The organism is Sporosarcina sp. Y838 (assembly GCF_056786515.1).
Genome location: NZ_JBXCJD010000021.1, coordinates 33,718 through 51,195, shown reverse-complemented (window position 1 = coordinate 51,195; position 17,478 = coordinate 33,718). Strand labels below are relative to the sequence as shown.

Genomic DNA, 17,478 nt, shown 5'->3' with positions numbered 1-17,478 from the left:
TTTGCTTTGCAAACTCACCCAATCGTACATAGCCTTATATGAAGTTCGTGTTCCTCAGACCGGAGGTTTGCCGCTCGCTTCCTTCAGATTCCACGTCACCATGGACACCCTTGCGTTAAGCTAACTACTACTTCTGCCTTCACAGTTCGGGACTTGCACCCTATAGACTACGCCCATGCTGGGCGCACAAAGTAAGTAGGGATGCGACGAAGTCGCATCCCTACTTACTAAGACATCTCGATAATGGTATAGAAGTTGTTCAATTCAAAGCGATCCAAAACCAACTACACACGTAGAGCCCAATGTATATTCAAGTTGTTTACTGGTTTTTTCTGGTTAATCAACAGATGTGTCATATTATAAAATGAAGTTCTATCATGGACAAATCACAGTTTTTATACCTACACAAACTTAAATAATAAAATAACTATAATAAATCAACTGTTTTATTATCCTTTAATTAAAAAAGCGTCCAGAGCCATATTTCGCTCTACACGCTTTCAAAATCATTACAGCTCTTGATAATTTCTTTGATGGTTGCCACCGTCTTTTACATCTGCATGATACAACGCTTTCAAAGCGAAACTTTTCTCCAAGTCAAGTTCTGCCATTATCTGTTTCAGACGTTTTGACAGCTCCGGATCATTCTTCACAAGCTTCTCCATTTTCGTTTTTGAATATTTCATAAACTGATTCCTCCTTCGCACTAAAGTTGTCTTTTCATTATACCACCTATTTAAGGTCATTCGCCCAATTCAGATTTGCTATACTACGGGTAAAGCAAGAAACGGACAGGAGCGACATCATGTATAAAACAATCGGTATACTCGCACACGTTGATGCAGGAAAAACAACTTTCTCTGAACAACTGCTTTATCATACACATCGCATTAAACAAAGAGGACGCGTGGACCACAAAGATGCCTTCCTCGATAGCCATGCCATTGAAAAAGAGAGAGGAATCACTGTTTTCGCAGATCAGGCATCTATCTCCTATAATGGCTCCATGTATACGATTATCGATACGCCCGGACATGTCGACTTTTCTCCCGAGATGGAACGTGCCATTCAAGTAATGGATTACGCCATAATTATCATTAGCGCGAGCGACGGCGTGGAAGGCCATACTGATACTGTGTGGCAGCTGCTTCGAAAACATCAAGTCCCTACATTTTTCTTCATCAATAAAACCGATCGTGAAGGAACGAACGTCGACAATATCATACATGAAATACGGACCAATCTATCGGAAGACATTTGTGATCTCACGACTTCTTTTAATGAAGGAATCATGCAAGAAGAACTCATCGAATTTGTAGCGGAGCGGGATGAAGAATTGCTGGAAACCTACATGAATTCCGGTTATGATTTGAGCTTATGGCTTGAAACGCTACAAACGATGATTAAAGAAAACAACGTCTTTGCAGTTTCTAGCGGTTCAGCACTAAAAGACATCGGTATTCTTGATTTTTGGAGGAAACTCGATTTATTGACCACTACTTCTTACAACGATGACAGTGAATTCGCTGCACGCGTTTATAAAATCCGTCATGATATAAATGGCAATCGAGTCACATACCTGAAATCCCTGAGTGGCACGCTAAGTGTTAGGGATGAGGTGAACTATGGCAATACCACCGAAAAAGCAACACAAATCCGTATCTATAATGGTAATAAGTTTAAGTCAGTTGAACAAATTCATGCAGGTGAACTATTTGCTGTTACAGGATTGACGCAGGCATCCATCGGCGACGGGATAGGTACGCTTACAGAAAAGTCGATATACGATATGATTCCGACCCTCAAATCGAAAGTCATTTTCAATTCATCCATCCACGTCAAAGAAGTACTGCAATGCTTCAACTTATTGGATGCGGAAGACCCTTCACTAGCCGTAACTTGGGACGAACACTTTCAAGAAATCCACGTTCATGTCATGGGCACCATCCAGCTCGAAGTCCTTCAGCAAATTGTCAAAGAACGTTTTTCCCTAGACGTTTCTTTTGGTGACCCCAAAATACTGTATAAAGAAACCATTGAAACGACAGTTACAGGGTACGGCCATTTTGAACCGTTGAAGCATTACGCCGAAGTACATCTATCAATCGAACCTGCAGCCAGAAATAGTGGATTACAATTTGAAAATGTATGCCATGCCAACGACCTATCGATTGGCCATCAAAACTTAGTACGTAGCCATTTATTCGAGCGGGATCATAACGGCTTACTAACGGGTTCTCCCCTCACTGATGTGAAACTAACCTTACTGACGGGACGTGGACATAATGAGCACACGTCTGGCGGTGATTTTAGAGAGGCAACCTTCCGGGCATTGCGGCAAGGCTTGGAGAAAGCCAAGAATAGACTTCTGGAACCTTATTACAATTTCAAACTAAAAGTGGATTTGGATCATATGGGACGCGTATTGTCAGATATTCAACAGGCATCCGGCAGCTTTGACCCGCCCGAAACCACACACGGATTGGTGATTGTGAAGGGACGAGTTCCCGTCGCTACTTTCATGAATTACAGCACCACCTTAGCTTCTTTTACGCATGGAAAAGGGACATTAAGTCTGTTATTCGGTGGCTATGATGAATGTCATAATGAGAAGCACATCATAGATGAAATTGGTTATAATAAAGAGGCGGATCCCGAATACTCATCCACCTCTATTTTCTGTGCGAAAGGGAAAGGCTATCCTGTCCCTTGGGATGAAGCGGAGAATGCCATGCATTGTTTATAATGTAAAAGTATTGAAATAGTATAGGGTTATGCCTAATAGATAGATGATAGAAAAGCTTGTATGATTATCAAAATTATGTGGAGAACGACTATTCTTTCGCACTTAAAAATGCTGATTAAAATAAATGACGGATGGGAAGGAACTATTACATAATGTTATCAAGAATTCAAAATCTCTCATCTGTATCTCTGCTACTAGAGGAGAATTTTGCTGTTTCTATTATAGATGCTAACGGATTTATCACTTATGTGAACCAAATTTTTTGCGATATCACAAAATACCAGGCCGAAGAGTTAATTGGGAAAACATATGGATTTCTCAATAGCGACTACTCCGATGAGACTACCCTTCTCGAAATAAAAAATGAAGTAATGAACCATAAAGTATCACATCAAAAAATAAAGAGTCACGCCAAAGACGGAACTCCATTCTGGATCCAAGCAACCATCGTCCCTGTTCTTGGCGATAATGACCAAATCATACAGTATATTTCTTTCGATATGGACATTACAAGCAAAGTACTGATGGATGACAATTATAAAAAAGCACTGTTAGACTTTAATAATATCGAAAATGCACTCAATCAATCTACCATTGTTGCCATCACTGATCGAAAAGGATTGATCACTTATGCAAATGATAAATTTTGTGAACTGTCTCAGTATCCGCTTGAAGAACTAATTGGACAAACTCACCGAATCGTTAACTCAGGTCATCACCCTAAAAGCTTCTTCAAAGAAATGTGGCAGACAATCGGAAAGGGGAAAATTTGGACGGGTGATGTGAAAAACCGATCAAAAGATGGAAAAAGCTATTGGGTTAACACCACAATTGTCCCCCTTCTTAATAATAAAGGAGGACCTTATCAATACATCGCCATCCGATCAGATATCACTGCTAGAAAAGAAGCGGAGCAATCACTTGAAATTGCTTTAAATAATGATTTCTGCCAGACTGTAAAAAACCTACAAAATGCAATTTTTAAGTATACATACGATGACAAAGGAAAAATCCTATTCACACTTATGGAGGGTAAGATTGCACAAGAACTCGGTATTACTGTGGAAAAAATCAATTTGCGCAAAGTGGAATCTTCTTTTTCAAAAAAGGAACTTGCTCAGATATTCCGTGATCTAACGAAAGGGATGGAAGGTAAGGTTGTTCAATTTGAATTGCTTCTCTATGGTTATACTTTTCTAGTTTATTTGTCACCGATTTCTGTAGACGGCGAGGTGGTTGAAGTAGTGGGTACCGCCATCGATATTTCCGAACGGAAAGAAGCGGAAAAACTTGTTGAACATATGGCATTTTATGATCATTTGACGGGTTTGCCAAATAGAAGACTTTTTCAAAAAAAAGTAAATGAAGAAATTGTACAAGCACAGATAGAAAATACTCAATTTGCAATTATGTTTATCGACCTCGATCGCTTTAAGAATGTCAATGATTCTATGGGTCATCCAATCGGAGATCAGCTACTAATAGCCGTAGGACAAAGATTACTGAAATCTGTTCGGAAAAATGATTTTGTTGCACGCCATGGTGGAGATGAGTATATCATTTTACTTCCTTTCTGCCAGCCATTGGAAGCGGATACAATAGCTGCACGAATCGTCGATGAACTAACACACCCGCTGACTCTTCAGAACATGGACTTGTATGTCACTTCAAGCATCGGCATCAGCACTTTTCCGGAAGATGGACATGATTATGAGACCTTAACTAGAAATGCTGATTCAGCAATGTACCTTGCAAAAGAAAAAGGAAAAAATAACTATCAATTTTTCACAGAGGATTTACATCGTGACATCGTCGAAAAAATGACACTGGAAATGGAACTTCGGCATGCACTAAAAAGAGATCAGTTCCTGCTCTATTATCAACCCCAAATCGATATCAACACAGGTGAAATAACCGGATTGGAAGCTCTTATCCGGTGGCATCATCCATCGAAAGGCATAATTTCACCCGCTGACTTTATTCCGATTGCAGAAGAAACTGGTTTGATTGTCCCAATCGGCCAATGGGTGCTCGAAACAGCGTGTGCACAGACTAAGAAGTGGCAAGAAACTGATTTCCCGAAGTTACAGATCAGTGTCAATGTTTCATTTATCCAGTTCATGCAAACCAATTTTGCCAAGCAAATAGAAGAAACACTTGTCCAAACAGAGCTACAGCCGCACTATCTAAACTTGGAAATAACCGAAAGCATGACGTCAGACGCTTTGAACTGTCAGAAAACGCTCTATCAGCTTAGAAAAATCGGCATCAATATCAGCATCGATGATTTCGGGACTGGATTCTCATCACTTAGTTATATTAGTAATTTTCCGATTACCCACTTGAAAATCGACCAGGTATTTGTACAAGGTACGAGTACAAGCAACAAAGCCATTGTTAAAACCATCATCAGTCTGGCAAAAAACTTGAATTTAAAAGTTATTGCAGAAGGCGTTGAAACGGAAGAACAAGCACGTTTTTTAAAAGACTTGGATTGTGATGAAGTACAAGGCTACTATTATTACAGGCCGCTGCTCAAGGAGCAAGTCACTACCCTATTTGCGATATCGAATTTGAATCCAATGAAATAATCTGATTGACGACAAGAAAACCCGCATTCAACTGCTATGAATGCGGGTTTTCTTTCATTTGTCTGTCCCGAAACGCAACACCAGAAAAAGTTCATTGGGATCTTTCTCGCGCATACCGGATACTTTTACTCCCTTAATGAGTTCAAAGGGAGTATTATTTTCAAGGAATTCAATATAATCACTAGTGGGATAATAAAGGATGATATCTACAGACCGTTGATTCTTTTCAACAGAAAGAAGAATATTATCAACGACTTTCATGAAGATTTGAATCGAAAATGGATTGAAGAAATAAAACCGATTATCTCCCGCATCGACCTCGTACTCCTCAGCTAGACAGCGTTCAAAATAGATAGATGCATTTGTCCGCTTAACCTTTTTCATGTAACTCGCCTGATTTTCAAGCGCTTCTGTATACAGTTGTCCACTCATTTCAATCCCCGTCACTGAAACATCAAATCGATTATGTATGTAAAAAGGCAGCCTGCCTTTGCCACATCCAAAATCTACAACGCTATCCGTTTTTGTCAGTTCATAGACTTGAAAAAACTGATCCAAGGCATCATAAGGCGTCGCTTCGTACCGGTTATAATGAGAGGACTGATGCAACCATTCCCGGGTACCGACGGTATTAATACGTAGCGATCGATCGCATTTTTTATCATACATAAGAGGTCCTCCCGCCTGTTTACATACATTGTATCAAAACATAAGAAAAAAACCCTGATAACTTTAAAAGTCTGTGTTTTCATTGTTTATTCAGCATGCTTTCACAAGCACTCAACCTTTTTTCGTTAAACAAACTTTGCCTGGTATTATGATTTACGCATTGTTATAAACATAGTCGCATTTTCGATAAAAACAGTATAGTTCTGTTTTAACGTTTTTATCAATATCAGTCAAGGTAATGGTATTGTTGATTGAATTCTCTTTCTCAGTACAACTAACTGTATTATTAGTTAACTGGTAATGGTATACTCGCCTTTATCTATGCGTCTTAAAATTTAGGTATTGGAATAGAAGACGTTTTCTTGTTAAGGAGCGGTGGGTAAATTGGACACAAAACAATTACGAATGTCTGTCACTGTGTTAGCTGGATTTCAATGGCTTTTCTTTATGTTCGCTAATACGGTGGTCATTCCAATCTCAGTTGGCAGTGCTTTTCAGCTGGAGTCTGTTGAAATAGTATCAGCTATTCAGCGTTCTTTCATTTTTACAGGAGTAGCCTGTCTTCTGCAGGGACTCTTCGGGCATCGCTTAGCATTAATGGAGGGCCAATCGGGTCTTTGGTGGGGCGTCATTTTAAGCCTGGCTGCAACCGCTAGTACAATGCATCTAGAACTAACAACGGTTGGCGGTAGTATTGCAATTGGAGTCATGATTTCTGGTGTAATCGTTGCCCTTCTTGGAATGCTCGGCATCGGGGAAGTCCTAAAAAAATGGTTTACACCTGTAGTGATGTTTGTTTTCCTTCTGTTGTTAGCCAATCAGCTTATTACTGTTTTCTTAAAAGGAATGATTGGTCTAAATACAGGAGATTCTATCGATGTAAAAGTTGCAGTTTTTTCGTTTCTCCTCGCTACACTTACGATTCTGATTCATGTATTAGGAAAAGGAATCATCAGCAGTTTGAACCTTCTCATTGGGATGACGGTCGGTTGGATTGGTGCTGTAATTCTATTTCCAGTGGAGGCCACAGAAACAATTAACACGACACCTTTCCTCACTTGGTTTCCATGGGGTTCCCCCACTACGTTCGAATGGGGCATAGTGATTACTGTTATTATCACTGGACTATTAAACACAACAAATACGATAGCCACATTAAAAGGGGCAGAAGATATTTTCGAAAAAGAAACGACGCCAAAACAATATCGGTCCTCTTTCCTACTAACAGGACTGTTTTCAACTGCTTCAGGTGTTCTTGGACTCGTTCCTTATGCACCCTATACTTCTTCATTAGGTTTATTACAGTCGTCCGGGATTCGTGACAGGGCACCATTTTTCATAGGTTCTGCTCTATTCATTCTTCTGGGGATGAATCCAATGCTTAGTACATTTTTTTCGACCATTCCACAAAGCGTCGGAAATACGGTGCTTTTTGTAGCCTATATCCAGCTATTCCGTTCAGCAATCCGTAATATCGAGGGCCTGACATTTGAGCCAAGAACCGTCTACCGCATTGCAATTCCTGCGTTACTGGGACTGTCAATCATGTCACTCCCCGCAACCGTTTTTACAACAATTCCACTACTGGCACGACCAATCCTCTCAAACGGGATGCTTATGGGGATTCTAACCGCACTCTTTATGGAGTTGTTGTATTATCTCAGTCAAAGGGTTAAAAGCCAACATTATTGAGGGAGTTGCAATTCGGAGTGTGAATTGTAGATCACTTAGCGCTTTGGGGTGTACATTGTAGACCGCTTGGCGCTTTGGGGATGCCTTTCGCCATGAGCCTGGATTAGCGCTTCGCATCCAGTCTCAGGGCTTCGGCTACCCCTTTGACGCGCCTGCGCTGGTGTGTTCATTATTGAGAGTGTTGTCATTTTGAAATGTATTGACTGAGATTATATTGTTATTGCTATTTGATACTGATTTAATTCAATGTAGAATGCACTAGAGGTTGCAAATCTCATACCCAATAACGAAATACACTATCTAACATAGACTTATCCAACGAAGGCGCAACTTCGTGGTAGCCGGAGCGATAAGACTGAAAGCGGTCTCCTTTCCGGCTTATCGGAGGCCACTGAAAAATTTCTTTATTATAATAAGAACTAGTTGATTGTAGTGGAGAGCGGCGACTCCAGCGGGAACAGCGCGAGCTGAAGACCCCACAGGAACGCAGTGACGAGGAGGCTGAAGCCGTGCCCGCGGATAGCGTCCGCTCGGAACGGAAATCAACGGGATTGAAGGAAATCGGACTTTTTCAGTGCCCTCGCTTATCGCGGGAGGCATCCACAAAGCGCAGAAGCGGTAATAGGAGGATTTCTAATTCTCTCCATAGCCCATTATCCTATAGTAGAAAAAGGTGATTACATGAATACAAAATTGTATACAAAAAATGAAAAACTAATCGCGGGCATTACCATGAAGGATGAAACCGAGCTTGATAACAATAATATGGCTCTCCACGCATGTATAAACCCTGATGATGTAAGACAAAATCGGCAAAAATTAGCTACTTTCTTGAATTGTGAGTTGGAAGCTTTTGTTTGTGCTCATCAAACACATAGCTCCAATTTCCATGAAGTGACACTTCATGACAAAGGGCGAGGCGCAAATCAAATGGATACCGCTATTGCTGATACAGACGCCTTATACACATTTGAGCCGAATCTATTATTATGTAGCTTTACTGCCGATTGTGTTCCAGTGATTTTCCACAATGATGCATCGGGTGTGATTGGTGTGATTCATTCGGGATGGCAAGGTACAGTAAAAGAAGTCTCCTCGAAAGTTTTCGAGCATTTGAAACTGGATAAACAATGCAACCCGAGTGATTTTCGTGTCCAGATTGGTGCAGCACTGAGCCAAGAAAAGTTTGAAGTCGATGAAGATGTATACTTAAAATTCAAAGATCTAGGCTATACGGATGATTTTATCTATTACAATGATCAAACCCACAAGTATCACATTGACAATCAGCGAGTCGTGAAAAAACAATGTGAGTTGGCAGGCATTCCGACTGAGCAGATTACAATTGACGAGACCTGCACGTATGTAAGCTCGGATGGTTTTTCGTACCGTCAAGACAAAAAGAGCGGGAGACATCTTAGTTTTATTATGAGAAAAGATGATTGACCCGATCTATTTCAAAAAAATATAGACAAAAAAGCACATCAACTAGTCCCATCGATGTGCTTTCATAATATAATTTATTGATTATTGACGATATCTACTTGCCAATCCTTTTAGGAAGTTTCTAGCGTATCTGTCGCCACATTCTTTATAATTTCGTTGTCCTTCTTTTCTAAGAACTGCACTCAATTCGCTTTTAGAAATATTGACTCCTGTGTCTTCTAAGATATCAAGAATGTCTTCACTTGTAAGTGAAAGTGCAATCTTCACTTTTTTGAGCAGGATATTATTAACATTACGATTGTTATTTGCCATTAAGAATTGTTTTTGGGAATCCTCTGGTTTTGTATCTTGTGTTCCTCTTTTTAAACGAACTAAACCGTTTAAAAAGGACTCTAACGTAATGTTGTCGATTTTTTTAACATATTCATCGTCTTGCACTTCATTCGTACTACTATTTTTTGCTTTTGATAACATTTCTTGTACTTCTTCTTTCGTTGTTTGAATGCCGCCTAGCCCAAAAATTTCAACCATATCCATATCTTTTATATCCAACGCATATCTTAACCTAATTAATATATCGTTATTAGTCATTTTTATCCCTCAAAACCTTTCCTAATTGCATAGTCATTATCAGTAGTATCCTTTACCCTATTATTGCATTAATTTATTACCATGTCTCTCCAAGTGTCCGCTGTGATTCGAAAAATCAACTATATTTACCTTTCAACTGATCACTGCCAATACCGCCAATTACCATTAAAAGTAGTGGTAAAAAGTTGGTGACTACTTTCGGTAAACCTTCTAGTAAAAGAATATTTGTACCCACAAAATTATTTAAAACGATAATAATTACTTTTGATGCTAATAAAAATACACCTACCAAAAACATACTGTCGAACAAAACTTTCCACTTTGGATATGCCAATTGCTTACTATCTTGAATTACTTTCTCTTTTAACTCTTCATCACTTCTTAAAAGCTCGTCTATCGTAATACCAAATAAATCACTCAAATCGATGATTACCTCGATACTCGGATAGTTTTTTCCTGTCTCCCATTTGGAAACCGATTGGCGACTAACATGAAGCTTTTCAGCGAGTTCTGCTTGTGACCAACCCTGTTTTTCTCTTTCCTTTTTTAAACGATCACTTAAAATCATACTTTTCATCGCCTTTCCTAGCAATTACAGTATTTCAGAAGTAAGTAGATAAAGTAAAGCTAGTTATAGGCGCATCTAGGTGCAACCTTTAGTTGCCACCTAGAATGTTCACTAAAATTCTTTCTTTCAACACAAATGGTAATTTAATAATTTACTTATGATACGGTTCATTTTTCATAATTCTAAAAGCCCTATACACTTGCTCCAGCAATATGAGCTTCATCATTTGATGGGGAAAGGTCATTTTCGAAAAAGACAACGATTCATCCGAGCGTTTCATCACACTTTCGTGGAGTCCAAGTGACCCCCCAATAACAAATGTCACTTTGCTTCTTCCATAAGTCATCAATGACTCTAGGTCTGCCGATAACTCCTCCGACGTCTTCATCTTCCCATCAATCGCAAGTACAATCACATACGCATCTGTCCCTATTTTCGACAAAATACGATCCGCTTCTTTTTTCTTTACAATTTCCATGTCGGCATCACTTAATGATTCGGGCGCTTTTTCATCAGCCACTTCGACGAGCTGTATTTTTGTATATGCTCCGAGTCTTTTTGAAAACTCTTCAATCCCCATCTTCAAATACTTTTCTTTTAGTTTTCCCACTGTCACAATTGTAATATTCACAAGTTATCCACCTTTTTATATTTGTTATAAACAAAACTTATGCACATATCCACAGGAGTTATCTACATGTTGTGTTCGACTAATCGTTCGCCACAACATACAATGCTGGCTCTTCACAATAGGAGCATTTTGTGGATAACTTTTCTTCATCTCGTACAGATTCCATAACTGGAAACTTTACCTGATCTGCCACAAAAACGTCAAGTGCATGGTTTATATGGGTTTCGCAGCTATATATCCTCATTTTTTATCCCTACTTTCATCCTTTTTCTTTCACACAAAGTTATTCACAAATTTTTAGATTTATCCACAAATAGTGAATATAATAAAAAAAGTAGGCAAAATAGCTATCGGCTAGCTACCTCGCCTACTGTGGATAAACTGAAATGTAAATTGTTTGTAACTTTTATTACTAGAACGAGTTTCCGTCTCTTAAAACCATTTCAATTTCAAGTAACTTCCCTTGTCGATACACTTTCATTTGCATCGTGTCACCTACATTCTTCGCATTATACAGATGTTTACGCAGGCTGACCATATCTTCTATCTTTTCGCCGTCCATTTCGACGATAACATCGTACTGTTTCACACCCGCAATTTCAGCAGAAGAGTTAGCTATGACATCATTGATAACTACGCCATCTGTTACACTTTCGGGTAACTTCAACATTTCCCGCTGTTGTTGTGCTGGAATGCTTCGGAGATCGAGTAATGTAACGCCCATCGTTGGGCGGTTTACCTCACCCAGCTTTTCTAGTTGATCAATAATAGGCATAGCAAGGTTTATTGGAATCGCAAGTCCTATTCCTTCAACAGTTGCCTCTGATATTTTCATGGAATTGATGCCAATTAACTGACCCGCAAGATTAATAAGCGCTCCTCCTGAGTTCCCCGGATTAATGGCAGCGTCAGTTTGCATGACGTCTGCAAACCAGTCCACTGATCCATTACCATCAAAATCGATTGGAATTGAACGGTCTTTCCCGGATACGACCCCGACAGTTACGGAACCTGAAAAACCAAGCCCGAGCGGATTACCGATTGCGATAACAGGTTCTCCACGTTTCAAAGCATCCGAGTCACCAAACTCGATAATTGTTTTTACAACTGCAGCATCAATTTCAATAACAGCCAAATCTGTCCACATATCGCTTCCTACAATCTTTCCTGCTGTCTTTGAGCCATCATCGAAGGATATCTCAATTTCAGTTGCGCCTTCTACTACGTGATGGTTTGTAACTATATATGCTGTATTCCCTTGTTTTTTATAAATGACACCCGAACCGGACCCTGTTTCTCTCGTTGTTTCAGTTGTCGACCAGATATCACGGTCCGTTTTCAAATTTGTTACACCAACAACCGAATCTGCCACTTTTTCGACAATATCAGTCACATCATTATTCACATCGAAGGAAACACGCTCTGTTCCTATCTCACCAGCCTTCTGGGCAGTTGTCGCACTCTCTGTGTCTTCTGTGATGTCATTTCCATTATGCATGATGAACCAGACGATCAATGCACCGAGTAGTACACCCAGAAGCCCCGGTAAGAAGCCACCTCTTTTTCTGGGCCGCTGTGGAACTGGCTGCTGTGAAGGTTCTTCTAGAAGCGGTCTTAATTCCCTATCGTCCATATTTTGATTGAATTCATCCATTTACCTCTCCCTTTCTGAAAAGAACGTTGTAGTTAACATTACCCTAATTCATATATTTCAATATAAAAAACCTTACCTATTGAGGATTTAGGTAAAATCCCTTGAAGGTAAGGTTATTTCATTATTTACACGGTGACGAGTTCAGTTGGCTGGTCAGCATCCGTATCGTATAGATGAACGAATTCACCTGTCCTAATTCCGCATGTTTCCAACGTTTGTGAAACACTCATCCTTGCAAGGTCTTTCATATTATTGTCTTTACTTAAATGTGATAGATAGATCTTCGTATCTTTTTGCTCAACAACTTCACTCATTGCTACTGCAGCGTCTTCATTAGAAACATGGCCGACATCACTCAGGATCCGCCGTTTGACGGACCAAGGATAACGGCCAACTTGCAACATACTGACATCATGATTGCTTTCAAAGACAAAAGCATCTGCTCCGTGTATGAAGCCTTTCATCCTGTCACTTACATAACCAGTATCCGTGATAACCGCAAGTTTTCGACCGTTTTCATGGAAAACATAAAACATCGGATCTGCTGCATCATGTGAAACAGCAAATGATTGAATGTCGAGTGAACCAAATGATTTAACTGTTTCCATATCAAATTGAAAACGCTGATCGAGAGGTATGTTGCCTACGAGTCCATCCATCGCCGCCCATGTCTTTTCATTTGCGTAAATGGGCATACCGTATTTACGCGCAACAACACCAATCCCTTTTATATGGTCACTATGCTCATGTGTGACAAAAATACCATCGACATCTTTCATAGAACGGCCAATGCCAGCAACTAAACTATCCATTTTCTTTGCACTAAATCCCGCGTCTACAATAAATGTATGTTCGTCATTTTCTATAAAAACCGCATTGCCGCTACTGCCGCTTGCGAGTACGCTAAAACGCATTAAAAAAACTCCTTATTCATTCTCTTCTTCAAGCGGTTCAGGTTGAAACTCTATAATCATACCTTCGATCGCATTAATGAAGTAATCTTCAATTTCGCCATCCTTTAATTCTACACGAACATGCCACGTCGGAGCAAACACTTGGGTTTCTGTCACTTGAACAAGACTGGAATAACCTAGCGTCATTTGCTTTACTTTGTAATCCTTTTTCAAATAATCCCGTGAATACAAGTTACCGATTGCTTCAATGGGTGATAGAAGATCATTTTTCCGGTTGAAACGATCGAATTCACCGAGCATACTTTGCTCGTATTTCGTCGCTTCCCCATCCTCATTCCAATAGATTATCAACATCGCATTGAGGCTATGGTAAATTGGATCTCCGTCGACCTTTTGGAAGAGTATAGCTTTTCTCTCATCTTTATTAACTTCCCATTGGACATAACTTTCTCCGCCCATTACATGCTTTGACAGGAACTCTGTGAATTCAATTTCCCCTTTTACATTCAGTAGACTGAACGGCTCTATCAAAGTCGATTTTAGAAGTGTTTCATCGACAACTTCGCCTTTTTGATTTTCAAGTTCTGCTAGTTTTGCATCGGATAATATCATAGGCTTTGCAGACACATAAAAGGGTTCATTTTTAAAAGGTGGTAGTTTATCATACGTAATGTTTTCCATCTTCAGCAATTCCTCGATTGGTGTTTCACCCAGCACTTGAACATTTTGTGCCTGCGTAACCTTGTTGAGGTAAAGCGTGTACAGAAAAACGTTCACTATTGAAAATACGATGATGAATATCGTTTTCGTCTTATTCCAATCCAATCAGCTCACCTCCTAAAGTTTCAGGTGAAAAACGATGCCAATTTTCAGTGTTGTTTCCTTTCACCAAGTAAAACCACGCCGGTTCCATTATGATATTTCCTCTATCAGTATTTCGCTTCATAAAATACCCTGGAGCAATTTCATCAACAGTTTCAAAATCCAGCATTTCCGAGTCAATTAGCCTTTCGGCAATCTCTACGCCTGAAGGGAGTGTTGCAGGTTCATCATCAATAAAAAAATCAAGGCGATAGTAGGGTCTCTTATAATTGAATATCTGTTTATCTCCCCATTTTTGTACAATTTCTGTGGTGGTACTCGAGTCTGAATAAACGGGAAGCCCCTCCAGGAATAAGCGAAATCGTACGGTCCTTGTTTTCGGATCCATGTACGTATACCTGAAATCATCTGTCCAACCGCCATGTTCATTAACAAAGTTGACTGTGTTCGAGAGTAATTCAGATGGAATTGCTAGTTCTTGAATTTTGGCAGTAGGATAAACATATTCAAACTTCTTATTTTCCTTATCAATCTTCATTATTGCATGGTTATCCCCTAGTTCTTCCATCTTAGGTCCCACTTGGCTACTCCGCACTGCATTCGGATCGTTGAACAATGCATCCCGGAATCGATTCGGGGAAATATCACCTTCAATAAACGTATACTTGGTTGTTTCTACAGGTTCAACTGGAACGACGATATAAGAAGAGCTTTCAGGGGCTACCTCCTTATAATCGGCGAGTTCCCGTGCGTCCGTTAATATGGATTGTTGAAGTTTATGATTGTCATCCGGTTTTGCTTTTGCACTGTAGATTTTCTTATTTGCCCTGCTGACAAAATAAATATCCATGTCACTATTGTCCGTATTCCAATCAACGACAATCCGATCGAAACTAATTTCTGGCACTGTCGGTATCGGTTCATCAATGTTTATGACATTATCATAGACAGTCAAAGGGACCTCACCGTGAAAGAATAATGTAAATCGGTTCGGTTTCCGTAAGAGGGTATTCAGATTATCTGTACTAAAGTTATTATTAAGTGATCTAATATCACCTATTTTCCATTCAGACAACTCTTCTACAAAGCTATTGATTTCAACTGGATTGGTGGTTCCTTTTAATGCATCTCCGAAGTTAAATATAGTTTTGTATGGTTTAATAATTTCATTGTATTTCTTTTTATCTGCGATGGCTACGTCTACAGGCGCCAATTGCTCAATCGTGTCATAACCGGGAGTGTATGTCCAAATGGAAAAGGTCAATACCATACTTAAGGCGACGAGTAAGGTAAGTACTGTTGTCTTGACAATCTCGATATATTTCATTCCCATTCACCGTCCTCTTGGATTTCAAACGGCAACGTAAAGAAGATTGTCGTCCCTTTTCCTTCTACACTCTCCGCCCATACCTCTCCACCATGCGCTCCAATCATTTCGCGGGCAATTGCTAGCCCTAGTCCCGTTCCACCCATTGCACGTGATCGTGCACGGTCTGCCCGGTAAAACCTATCGAATATCCGCTTCACGTTCGCTTGTGGTATACCCATTCCATCATCAGAAATCATTACTTTAATGAAGTCATCAGACATCATTATTCCAAAGCGGATATTTCCCCCGTCTGGAGAGTATTTTAGTGCATTTGAAATGATATTGTCGAGGACCTGGGTCATCTTATCCGTATCAATTTCAACGAACAAATCGGAGGCAGACAACAGTCTTATAAATTGAACACTTTGAGACTTTGAAAATTCAAAGCGATCTATGATTGAGTTGAAGAAGTGATTAAATTCGACCCATTCTTTATTCAAATCATAATCCCTGCTGTCCATTCGTGATAACTTCATTAAGTCATTTACAAGACGAATCATCCGTTCAGTTTCGGTCTGTGTTACGTGGAGGAAGGATGGAGCAATCTCTTCATTCTTCCAAGCACCATCAGCCAATGCTTCTAAATAACTGCGCATTGTCGTTAGTGGCGTACGCAACTCATGCGAAACATTTGAAACGAACTCTCGTCTCTCCATATCAATTTTTTCTTGTTCCGTATTATCATGTAAAACAACGATTAAACCATTCACAAATCCAGTCTCTCTCTGCGTGACTGAAAAATTGGCACGCAGAATATAAGGCTGTTCGTTCGTACTAAAGTCCAATGCAATTGAATCTCTAATTTGTATTAAATCTTCAAAAGCATATTCTTGTTCAACTCCCAGAATGCTAGAAATCGGTCTATTGAGGACAAGATCCCTTGTCAATCTCAGCATTCCAAGAGCGGAGTCATTAATAAGACTGACACGCCCTTTTCGATCGGTAGCTATGACACCATCCGTCATATTTTCCAGGACAGAAGCCAGTTTCCGTCGTTCACTTTCGGTCGTTGAATAAGACTCTTGTAACTGGTTTGTTAAGTGATTAAAAGCAATTGCCAGCTGGCCCAATTCATCGTTACCATACACACGCACTTTTCTGGAGAAATTCCCTTTTGCCATCGTCTGCGCCTGGCGTCTCATATCAGATATCGGCCTCGTCATTGTCTGGGCTATTAAAATGCCAAGAATGATTGTTATCGTCAACGATATGGCTACCCCGCCAGCTAAAATCCGATTCACTTCATCAATCTGAGTAAACACCTTTTCAATGTCTGCCTCTAGATAGATTGTCCCTATTAATTCATCCTCAGCAGTAAGAATAGGCGTTGCACGTACCAAAATCCGATTTCTAGTTTTCCGATCTAAATTGATAACATCGTTCGGGGTTTTTGAGGCAGTCGCCTTTCTAACAATTTCGTCCATCGCTCGCTGTCCTACCATCGACTTTTTGTCCAGGGCGGATGTAGCAAGGATAATCTTCCCTGCGCTAATAACCCTGATTTCATTGATGTCTTCCGAAGTGAAACCCGAAAGGACGGCCTGGAGACTCATTTCGAGTGTCACCGGGTCGTCTGGGGATCGTTTCTTTACCAATTCTTCACTAACACTAAATTCAATCAAACTCATCCTGTCCGAAATTGAGTCAGTGAAGTTTGTTTTTAATTTATCTTCGAGTTCACGTGCAAAATAGAGTCCGATTATTTCCATAGCAATTAGAATGAGCATCACATAAATTAGAACAAATTTAACGTGAATAGATCTAAAAAAACCGACTTTTTGCATA

Annotated in this window: 15 protein-coding genes; 4 read left to right on the top strand and 11 right to left on the bottom strand. The window is 39.9% G+C overall.

The annotated features are described in order from the left end of the window. Nucleotides 1-509: 509 nt before the first annotated feature. A complete protein-coding gene (locus AC1TO4_RS17245) occupies nt 510-686 on the bottom strand; it encodes a hypothetical protein (protein WP_482106306.1) in 177 nt (58 codons plus the stop codon). Between the two features lie 119 nt (nt 687-805). Here AC1TO4_RS17245 and AC1TO4_RS17240 point away from each other — a divergent pair, with 119 nt between their 5' ends. Together AC1TO4_RS17240 and AC1TO4_RS17235 are read left to right on the top strand one after the other, a co-directional pair. Beyond that, nucleotides 806-2,746 carry a GTP-binding protein gene (locus tag AC1TO4_RS17240; RefSeq protein WP_482106305.1) on the top strand — a complete coding sequence of 647 codons (1,941 nt, stop codon included), beginning with the start codon at nt 806-808 and terminating at the stop codon, nt 2,744-2,746. A gap of 152 nt (nt 2,747-2,898) precedes the next feature. Beyond that, a complete protein-coding gene (locus AC1TO4_RS17235) occupies nt 2,899-5,337 on the top strand; it encodes a sensor domain-containing protein (RefSeq protein WP_482106304.1) in 2,439 nt (812 codons plus the stop codon). A 54-nt stretch (nt 5,338-5,391) separates the two neighbouring features. Here the strand turns inward: AC1TO4_RS17235 and AC1TO4_RS17230 are convergent, their stop codons facing one another. After that, nucleotides 5,392-6,006: a class I SAM-dependent methyltransferase gene (locus tag AC1TO4_RS17230; protein ID WP_482102645.1), complete on the bottom strand. Its 615-nt coding sequence runs from the start codon at nt 6,004-6,006 to the stop codon at nt 5,392-5,394. Nucleotides 6,007-6,390: 384 nt separating this feature from the next. Here AC1TO4_RS17230 and AC1TO4_RS17225 point away from each other — a divergent pair, with 384 nt between their 5' ends. Together AC1TO4_RS17225 and pgeF are read left to right on the top strand one after the other, a co-directional pair. Then, entirely contained in the window at nt 6,391-7,698 is a 1,308-nt protein-coding gene (locus tag AC1TO4_RS17225; protein ID WP_482106303.1) for a uracil/xanthine transporter, read from the top strand. 681 nt (nt 7,699-8,379) lie between these two features. Further along, nucleotides 8,380-9,144, top strand: a complete 765-nt coding sequence (gene pgeF / locus AC1TO4_RS17220; protein ID WP_482106302.1) for a peptidoglycan editing factor PgeF — start codon at nt 8,380-8,382, stop codon at nt 9,142-9,144. Nucleotides 9,145-9,225: 81 nt separating this feature from the next. On the opposite strand, the gene AC1TO4_RS17215 is transcribed toward pgeF, so the two are convergent. From AC1TO4_RS17215 to walK, 9 genes are all read right to left on the bottom strand, one after another. Continuing rightward, the gene (locus tag AC1TO4_RS17215; RefSeq protein WP_482102727.1) at nt 9,226-9,741 is read right to left on the bottom strand and encodes a YehS family protein; all 516 of its coding nucleotides are present in this window, start codon (nt 9,739-9,741) and stop codon (nt 9,226-9,228) included. Between the two features lie 109 nt (nt 9,742-9,850). Further along, nucleotides 9,851-10,303 (bottom strand): helix-turn-helix domain-containing protein, encoded by a 453-nt coding sequence (locus AC1TO4_RS17210; protein WP_482106301.1) that lies wholly within the window; start codon nt 10,301-10,303, stop codon nt 9,851-9,853. A gap of 151 nt (nt 10,304-10,454) precedes the next feature. Then, on the bottom strand, nt 10,455-10,934 hold the full coding sequence (gene rlmH, locus AC1TO4_RS17205; RefSeq protein WP_482102641.1) for a 23S rRNA (pseudouridine(1915)-N(3))-methyltransferase RlmH: 480 nt from the start codon (nt 10,932-10,934) through the stop codon (nt 10,455-10,457). A 79-nt stretch (nt 10,935-11,013) separates the two neighbouring features. Further along, nucleotides 11,014-11,178, bottom strand: a complete 165-nt coding sequence (locus AC1TO4_RS17200; protein ID WP_482106300.1) for a CxxH/CxxC protein — start codon at nt 11,176-11,178, stop codon at nt 11,014-11,016. A 168-nt stretch (nt 11,179-11,346) separates the two neighbouring features. Beyond that, nucleotides 11,347-12,588 (bottom strand): S1C family serine protease, encoded by a 1,242-nt coding sequence (locus AC1TO4_RS17195; RefSeq protein ID WP_482106299.1) that lies wholly within the window; start codon nt 12,586-12,588, stop codon nt 11,347-11,349. A 125-nt stretch (nt 12,589-12,713) separates the two neighbouring features. Beyond that, complete coding sequence (locus tag AC1TO4_RS17190; protein WP_482102638.1) at nt 12,714-13,502, bottom strand: MBL fold metallo-hydrolase; 789 nt, start codon at nt 13,500-13,502, stop codon at nt 12,714-12,716. A 12-nt stretch (nt 13,503-13,514) separates the two neighbouring features. Next, the gene (locus tag AC1TO4_RS17185) at nt 13,515-14,327 is read right to left on the bottom strand and encodes a two-component system regulatory protein YycI (protein ID WP_482106298.1); all 813 of its coding nucleotides are present in this window, start codon (nt 14,325-14,327) and stop codon (nt 13,515-13,517) included. Further along, nucleotides 14,314-15,657 carry a YycH family regulatory protein gene (locus AC1TO4_RS17180; protein ID WP_482106297.1) on the bottom strand — a complete coding sequence of 448 codons (1,344 nt, stop codon included), beginning with the start codon at nt 15,655-15,657 and terminating at the stop codon, nt 14,314-14,316. Before AC1TO4_RS17180 ends, AC1TO4_RS17185 begins: the two co-directional genes overlap by 14 nt. Next, nucleotides 15,648-17,477: a cell wall metabolism sensor histidine kinase WalK gene (gene walK / locus AC1TO4_RS17175; protein WP_482106296.1), complete on the bottom strand. Its 1,830-nt coding sequence runs from the start codon at nt 17,475-17,477 to the stop codon at nt 15,648-15,650. The genes AC1TO4_RS17180 and walK overlap by 10 nt, the downstream gene beginning before the upstream one ends. Between the last annotated feature and the right edge of the window lies 1 nt (nt 17,478).